Source organism: Laspinema olomoucense D3b (assembly GCF_025370785.1).
In the GTDB taxonomy this organism is placed as follows: Bacteria; Cyanobacteriota; Cyanobacteriia; order Cyanobacteriales; family Laspinemataceae; genus Laspinema; species Laspinema olomoucense.
The window spans coordinates 23,111-30,031 of sequence record NZ_JAMXFA010000061.1 but is presented as its reverse complement, the minus strand read 5'-3'; the positions used below and the strand labels follow the sequence as shown (position 1 = coordinate 30,031).

Here is a 6,921-nt window from a genome sequence, read left to right as displayed (position 1 = left end):
AATCAGCTATAACCGGCCATCGGCTAAAATCAAGCAAAACTTTTTATTTTAGCATAAAATTATTTTGCAAGAGGTCTTTTTAACATCCTCGGAAATCCCCCCCTAAATCCCATTTTCATGGGGTTGACGAACTAAAAAGCAGTTAAGATAATGTTAGGCATAAATCAACGGGATCCGATGATTCACCAATAGCTCACAGGCTTTGCCCAAACTAATTTTATCTTGCTGAAACAATATCAGTGAGTATGACGTTAAATCAAGTATAGGGAGACTTACAATGGCACGCAAGCAGATGGGAACCGTAAAAACCCCGACTGGCTCTGAATACTACTACTTTTGGGACAACCAAAGCGGTGATGTATATGTTGGCAGTGAATATGCTGGTAAAGCGAAGTCTGCTGAAGACGCATGGAAAAAAGCAAACTTCTATGCAACAACAGGTAAGCAAATGAAGTAAACAATAGGCATTGCTTTTTGAGCGTATTTCCAATTATCCTAATTTGAGCATTTGAGTGCACAGCAAGACTGAACCTAGTTGTCAGGTTTACACTCTCACAGTCTAAATAGCTAAAATTTGCAGCTATCGGTAAACCTGAACAACCCTAAAATTTTTCATAGAAGTTCTAAACTTAATAAGTTGTACTTCGATAACTCTGTTAGGACTTTATCAACTGTATGTTGAGTGGAATTCACGGGAGATTCTGTTCGTTTCGCTACAGTTTTTTAGTATAACAACCCCAGTGTGATAGCGGCAATTCAGAATCGCTACAATTTAGGGAAGTATAGTTGACTGTAGAGATGAGGAAAGTTGCTAAAAATACGTGCGAACACAAACCATCTAAATAAGAGACAAAACAAAATGACTGACCTACATTGGGAGAGAGTTGAAAGTGATTATATGTCTACGTTTCGTGGAAAAGTTCCTGGAGGTTGGCTGGTGACGATATTTAACGGGAGTGGCTCAGGGATTACTTTTTATCCTGATCCTAATCACAAATGGGACGTAAAATCATACCCACCCAGATAGAACTAGAAACCCGGTTTCTTACCAGCAATCCATCACTCTCTGTAGAGATGAGGAAAGTTGCTAATTACCCATTATCTCGCGAAGCGCTGTATTTTCATTGTGAGGTAAATTCAATGACATTTCTGATATTCCTATTATTCATTGCATCTGGATGGTTTTTTATTTCTTGCAAGTGGGAGTATGACAGGCAAGAAAGCTTAGTAGAACTAGAGAGCAAACTACGTTCCGGTGACTGGGAAGGTGCTAATTATGCAACCAGTGAGATAATTACGATAATTATTTATCGAGACTGCAAAGGAATACCTTGTGTTTGTCCATCGCTTAGAAAAGAATTCCCAGTTGGGAAGTTTCTGTATGAGACTATAAATAGAAGACAAGAGAAGTTAGGGATAGAGCTCACTCTAGGCTCTATCGAGTCTTTCAGTACAGAAGAGATTGAAAAATTTCCGATGGATAAACTACAAGCAATAGATAATCTTTGGACTAAATATAGTCAAGGGAGATTCGGATTTTCGGTTCAAGCTTCTATTTACAAACAATATGGAACAACAAGTAATAGAAGCATTAGAAATGATGAATTTACATTAAATGAAGTACAAGATAAACGTTGGACTCTGCCTGCGGAATCGAAAGTCAAAGCCAGTCAAATCAAGCTTTGGCGTCGAATTCAATTTCTTGATTATGTAGAAAAGTACGAAAAAAACTTATTGCTAGAACTTAATTGGATGGTTCGACAAAATGTTCCCCATTACCCACCAGTGGCTTGGTGCTTTCAATCTAAAGATATGAATCCCGATATTGTAGGTATGTTCCCATGCTCTCTTTCACGTGATTTCTTTTGTAGTGCTATATCTTTTTTGTTGTGGAGAAAATTATTGCGTGGGAGTGCTATTGATTAAAAAAGTTGAATTTCATTGTGTGAACGCGATCACTACTTACTTAAGTCACTGACTCATCCTCCGCTATCAAAACATCCGCATACAGTTGGCTACTAATGCGGAAATTTACTTTTTTCATTAAATTATTCATAATTTGCTGAACTTGCGTAATTATTTTTTGACGCTTTGCTAAGAGAATAATTCCTAAAACTCCAGTAATCTTTACCCCGAAATCTCGGGCAGTTTGTCTACCCAAGCGTTCATTAATTTGGAAAAAGGTGAAGTGTTGTTGACACCAATCATGACCCCTCCGTTTCCTTTAAAGTCTTGAGGTCTTCCTGAAACTCCTCAATATCATAATGAACGCAAATACCTCGCTCAGAAATGAGTTTTTGAAACTGCATCCGATGCAGTCCCAATAGCTCACTGGCTTTCCCTAAACTAATTTTATCTTGCTGAAACAGCATCAGCACAATTTCCAACAATAGCTCATTTTCAGAAAAGCCACTCGCTTTTACTAGGTCATCGGAAATCACTAAACTCATGGGGAACTCTCCTTGGCTTAACTTTCCTGCTTCAATCTTAGCAGCCGGGGGAGCGATCGCCCTCCAATTGCGGATGCCATATCGCTTACTCTCAGAAACTGGGGTTCTGCCGGGGTTTCTGCATCCTCACAGAGCTTTTGCCAGGAAATCGGTTTCTGAGGTACAATTGCTATAAGCCAAAAATCTCAACCCTGCTTGTACAGACAATATCTATATGAACAGTCAAGAAATCACTGCCATATTTGATGGTCAATCCTTGCAATTAGAATCGCCCTTAAACCTAGAAGTAGGAACAAGAGTGAAAATTACTGTGGAAACCCTATTGGCCCCTAAAGACACCCCCAAGACATTTCTACAAACAGCTCAGTCCTTACAGTTACAAGGCGAGCCAGATTGGTCGGAGAATATTGACCAGTATCTATACCAAAACTCCATTGCTGAGGATGATTGAAGTCTTTTTAGATACCTCTTTTGCCATTGCTTTATCTTCCATTACAGACCAACATCATGGGAAAGCTGTTGAATTAGCCACTCAACTGGAAACTCGTCAAACCGGGCTAGTAACGACTGATGCTATTTTATTAGAAATTGGTAATGCCTTGTCTAAATCAAAATACAGAAGGGCAGCCATTCAACTCTTGGACTCCCTAGAAAGCGATCCCAATGTTCAAATTATTCCTTTAACTAAAGACTTATATTGGGCGGCATTTAGGTTATTTAAACAACGCCCTGATAAAGAATGGGGGTTAGTAGATTGTGTGTCATTTATTGTGATGCAAAATCGAGGTATAACCGACGCACTAACCGCTGATGCTCATTTTCAACAAGCAGGATTTCGAGCGTTACTCAAAATCTAGTCCCTGAGAATTATTTCGCTTTAGTCTTAATTTTGGCTATGTGCCGCTGCCTGTTCTCTGTACGCCAAACAAACTCATGGGAGATTAGTCTATGTGGAAAGATGAAAACGAGTCTCTGCGGGACATGGAAGCGATCGCACCGACTCATTTTGCATAAAAACTGTGTCTGAGTCTGCTATCCTAAACTTAAAAAAGTGATGAAGCTAAGTTTATGAAAATTAAAGCCATTATTCATGCAGCAGAAGAAGGGGGCTATTGGGCAGAAGTCCCAGCTCTTCCCGGTTGCATTACCGAAGGTGATACCTGGGAAGAGGTCACTCAGAATTTACAAGACGCAGTTGCGGGTTGGCTGAGTGTTGCGAATAATAGCCTGAAAAAAACAGAGCCAACAGACGAAAGTAGGGAGCGTTTCCTGGAAAATACCCACGCCAATTTTTACCAAATACCACCATTCCCCGGAACGCGCCTTCACCCCTGTCAATGGGGTGTGACTCTAAGGTAGGAGATAGGGGTTATTTCCATCATTGGTGGCAGAGGGTGACACAGCGTACATCTGCTTAAATCTTAGCTGACCAAGGAGCGATCGCAAGCGCGTTGCCGATGCCATATCGACTACGACTCAGAAACCCAGTTTCAGAGATAGGGACGCAAATCAAGCCCCTTTTTTGTTTGGGGGATGGATGCGTTCATAGTTGTAGCAAATTGCCTCAAATTTGACGAAACCAGATTCACAAGTTAGGGTAGGAGCAGCATAAACTTCCTAGGAAATTATTATGGCCTTAGAGTTATTCGATCCGAGCTACTATCGCAGCATGAATCCAGATCTAGGCGGTTTGAGTAACGAAGAGGCTTTACAACATTTAGTCACGTTTGGTTTGGTAGAAGGGCGAGAATTTTCCCGATGGGTAACGCCCCAAATGGTGGACACTTATGCAGACTGGAACTGCGGAATTTATCCCAATGCAGAGGCTTTTAATTCCCCACAAACTCGTTTAAGGACTGCTTTTGAGCATTTACGCGACTTTGGACTGAATGAAGGGCGGCCTTTGAGAGTTGAAACTGATTTGGTGATTTCCTCTCCCTTTAGTCCGCTGTTGCAAAAGCAGGTCCGTCCTGAATACTTTAATGCGGAGTATTACCAACAACGATATGCGGATTTAGGGGGACTGAGTAATCAGCAGCTTTTTCAGCATTTTGTTAATTTTGGTATCAATGAAGGCCGCCAGGGCAGTTCATCTTTTTCTGTAAAAACTTATCTGGAAAATTCTGGTGATTTACAGCAGCTTGGTTTTAGCAATCAACAAGCTTTAGAACATTTTATTCGGTTTGGGGTGGGCGAGGGCTCTCAGGGACAACGCCTTAGCTTCGTCAGTCAAGTTCAAGATAAATTACAAGGAAATCTGGTATATTCTAGCTTGTACTATCGCAGCCAGTATCAAGATTTAGCGGGTTTGGACGATACCCAATTGTTTGAGCATTTCCAAGATTTTGGTCGAAATGAAGGGCGGAGGGCTTCTCCCTATTTTGATGTGAATACCTATTTAGCGAGTAACCCTGATTTGCAGCAAGCGGGGTTAACCAACAAACAAGCGATCGCGCATTTTATGGCTTTTGGATTTGAGGAACTCCGGAAAAAAACTCCGTTAGTTGCAGAGGTAGAAGCTTTAAAGAATAATCTGGCAACGGCTCCCTTTTTAGGAGAAGTTCAATTAGGGTTTCGGCAAAATTTACAACAAACCCGAGTTGCCAATCCTGACCGGGTAGATGGGGTGCTTTCAAATGAGGACCGGGTAGATTATTATCGCCTGGAATATTTGCGAACCCCTACTTTGGAGTTTCCCGGATTGAGCGAGCAGATTAACATTAAAGTTCTTAATGTTAATCCTGACTTTTTACCTGAATCCTTGCGGAATCCGTTGAACTTGGATGTGCTCCAAACCGGAATCGATGACCAAGTTTTAGAGCAAGTTAATTTACCGATTGAAACAACGGTTTTGCCTCCGGAAGCCTTTACCGTGGTTGCTGAATTGAATTCCTCAGATCCAAATGACCTCGTTTTGGAGGTTTTTACGCAACAGTTCAATCCACAGAACGTTAATCCCGATAATTTTGTGCTGATGGTGGAAGCATCTGATGAATTAACAAATCCTACCCCTTATTCTGTCATTTATCGGTATCCATTCCTTGCTCCCCCGCCTCCCCCTATGCCAGCTTATCTTGCAATTGCTCCAAATTTGCCGCCGGGGTGTTTTGATAGTCCGATCGCTTCAATGGCCGATCTTCCTATGGCAACGGTTGAAACAGGAACTTTGTCCCCTGCTTTGTGGGATATAGGACATTCGCCGGAAGGGTTAAATTTGTTGGGTTAGAAGGGGATTCTTTGCCAAAAAAGGAATGAAATTCGGGTGCGGCAGAGTGGAAAGCACCGGGCAATTTCTTACGGGTTTTCAGCACTGACGCACCGGATTAGATGCAGAGGAAGAAACGATCGCAACTCGTTACTACGAATTGGGGACGATCGCCTCTAAGATTTGGTCGCGGTTGAGGTTGCGTCCGATGAAGACTAGGCGGGTTTGGCGCGGTTCGGCTTCTTGCCACGGGCGATCGTAGAAGTGGTCGAAGCGTTTGCCGACACCTTGTAAAACTAATCGCATGGGTTTATTGAGGACTGAAACAAATCCTTTGATGCGATAAATTTCGGCTTTTTCCACTAAATTTTCTAGTTGTTTAACTAGGGTTTTTGGTTCAAATTTTTGGTCAAGGATAATGTTAACTGAGGTGATATCATCATCGTGGTCATGGTCTTCTTCTGTGTCATGATGGCTGGGACGGCTGTCTAGGTTGTCTTCAACGGCAGCATTAAATCCTAAGAGTAAGTCGGCGGTAATTTCGCTGCTTTTGCAGGGAACAATTTTGACGTGAGGGGGAAGTTGCGATCGCAGCCAAGTGATCACTTTAGTTTGAGTAGCAGCATCGACTAAATCGACTTTGGTTAGTAATACTAAATCAGCACAGGCGAGTTGATCTTCAAACAATTCTTCGATGGGGGTTTCGTGATCTAAATTGGGGTCGGCTTGGCGGGCTTGTTCTAAGGCATCGAGATCCCCGACGAGAGTACCCGCAGCCACTGCCTCACAATCTACCAATGTAACAACGCCATCAACGGTGGCCCCGGTGCGAATTTCCGGCCAGCGAAAGGCTTGGATCAGGGGTTTCGGTAGGGCGAGTCCGGAGGTTTCGATTAACATACAATCGAGGCGATCGCGCTGTTTGAGCAATTCCTGCATGGTGGGCAAAAATTCCTCTTGAACGGTGCAACAGAGGCAACCATTGGTTAGTTCAATAATATTGCTATCTGTAGCAGGAGAGTCGTCACACACTTGACAGGATTTGAGAAACTCGCCATCGATGCCAACTTCGCCAAATTCATTGACGATCACGGCAATGCGCCGTCCTTGGCTGTTTTGGAGGAGGTTACGAATGGTGCTGGTTTTGCCAGCCCCCAGGAAACCTGTGATTACGGTAACGGGAATTTTATGCATGGGTGGATGTTAATATTAAGTGAGAGTTTTACCCGATGAGGACTGGAGGCTTCACCGGGCTTTTGGTACGGG

General features: G+C 42.6%; 10 protein-coding genes. 7 read left to right on the top strand and 3 right to left on the bottom strand.

Going from position 1 to position 6,921, the window contains the following annotated elements:
- The first annotated feature begins 277 nt into the window (after positions 1–277).
- Positions 278–457, top strand: a complete 180-nt coding sequence (locus tag NG792_RS27085; RefSeq protein WP_261237517.1) for a hypothetical protein — start codon at positions 278–280, stop codon at positions 455–457.
- 683 nt (positions 458–1,140) lie between these two features.
- A complete protein-coding gene (locus tag NG792_RS27080; protein ID WP_261237516.1) occupies positions 1,141–1,926 on the top strand; it encodes a GUN4 domain-containing protein in 786 nt (261 codons plus the stop codon).
- Between the two features lie 40 nt (positions 1,927–1,966).
- Here the strand turns inward: NG792_RS27080 and NG792_RS27075 are convergent, their stop codons facing one another.
- Both NG792_RS27075 and NG792_RS27070 read right to left on the bottom strand, forming a co-directional pair.
- Complete coding sequence (locus tag NG792_RS27075) at positions 1,967–2,161, bottom strand: PIN domain-containing protein (protein ID WP_261237515.1); 195 nt, start codon at positions 2,159–2,161, stop codon at positions 1,967–1,969.
- Positions 2,162–2,204: 43 nt separating this feature from the next.
- On the bottom strand, positions 2,205–2,450 hold the full coding sequence (locus NG792_RS27070) for a UPF0175 family protein (protein WP_261237514.1): 246 nt from the start codon (positions 2,448–2,450) through the stop codon (positions 2,205–2,207).
- Between NG792_RS27070 and NG792_RS27065 the strand changes: the two genes are divergently transcribed.
- From NG792_RS27065 to NG792_RS27045, 5 genes are all read left to right on the top strand, one after another.
- On the top strand, positions 2,449–2,625 hold the full coding sequence (locus tag NG792_RS27065; RefSeq protein ID WP_261200809.1) for a hypothetical protein: 177 nt from the start codon (positions 2,449–2,451) through the stop codon (positions 2,623–2,625). The genes NG792_RS27070 and NG792_RS27065 overlap by 2 nt on opposite strands.
- Positions 2,626–2,664: 39 nt before the next feature.
- Positions 2,665–2,901 carry a hypothetical protein gene (locus NG792_RS27060; RefSeq protein ID WP_261200810.1) on the top strand — a complete coding sequence of 79 codons (237 nt, stop codon included), beginning with the start codon at positions 2,665–2,667 and terminating at the stop codon, positions 2,899–2,901.
- Complete coding sequence (locus NG792_RS27055; protein ID WP_261200811.1) at positions 2,894–3,307, top strand: type II toxin-antitoxin system VapC family toxin; 414 nt, start codon at positions 2,894–2,896, stop codon at positions 3,305–3,307. The genes NG792_RS27060 and NG792_RS27055 overlap by 8 nt, the downstream gene beginning before the upstream one ends.
- Positions 3,308–3,518: 211 nt before the next feature.
- Positions 3,519–3,809 carry a type II toxin-antitoxin system HicB family antitoxin gene (locus NG792_RS27050; protein WP_261200812.1) on the top strand — a complete coding sequence of 97 codons (291 nt, stop codon included), beginning with the start codon at positions 3,519–3,521 and terminating at the stop codon, positions 3,807–3,809.
- 271 nt (positions 3,810–4,080) lie between these two features.
- On the top strand, positions 4,081–5,676 hold the full coding sequence (locus NG792_RS27045; protein ID WP_261237513.1) for a hypothetical protein: 1,596 nt from the start codon (positions 4,081–4,083) through the stop codon (positions 5,674–5,676).
- 132 nt (positions 5,677–5,808) lie between these two features.
- Here NG792_RS27045 and cobW read toward each other — a convergent pair whose 3' ends face one another.
- Positions 5,809–6,849, bottom strand: coding sequence for a cobalamin biosynthesis protein CobW (gene cobW, locus NG792_RS27040; protein WP_261237512.1), 1,041 nt, complete (start codon positions 6,847–6,849; stop codon positions 5,809–5,811).
- Positions 6,850–6,921: the final 72 nt, after the last annotated feature.

Coding starts and splice junctions, on each gene's coding strand:
- NG792_RS27085 (WP_261237517.1), top strand. CDS start 278: ATGGCACGCAAGCAGATGGGAACCGTAAAAACCCCGACTGGCTCTGAA.
- NG792_RS27080 (WP_261237516.1), top strand. CDS start 1,141: ATGACATTTCTGATATTCCTATTATTCATTGCATCTGGATGGTTTTTT.
- NG792_RS27065 (WP_261200809.1), top strand. CDS start 2,449: ATGGGGAACTCTCCTTGGCTTAACTTTCCTGCTTCAATCTTAGCAGCC.
- NG792_RS27070 (WP_261237514.1), bottom strand. CDS start 2,450: ATGAGTTTAGTGATTTCCGATGACCTAGTAAAAGCGAGTGGCTTTTCT.
- NG792_RS27060 (WP_261200810.1), top strand. CDS start 2,665: ATGAACAGTCAAGAAATCACTGCCATATTTGATGGTCAATCCTTGCAA.
- NG792_RS27055 (WP_261200811.1), top strand. CDS start 2,894: ATGATTGAAGTCTTTTTAGATACCTCTTTTGCCATTGCTTTATCTTCC.
- NG792_RS27050 (WP_261200812.1), top strand. CDS start 3,519: ATGAAAATTAAAGCCATTATTCATGCAGCAGAAGAAGGGGGCTATTGG.
- NG792_RS27045 (WP_261237513.1), top strand. CDS start 4,081: ATGGCCTTAGAGTTATTCGATCCGAGCTACTATCGCAGCATGAATCCA.
- cobW (WP_261237512.1), bottom strand. CDS start 6,849: ATGCATAAAATTCCCGTTACCGTAATCACAGGTTTCCTGGGGGCTGGC.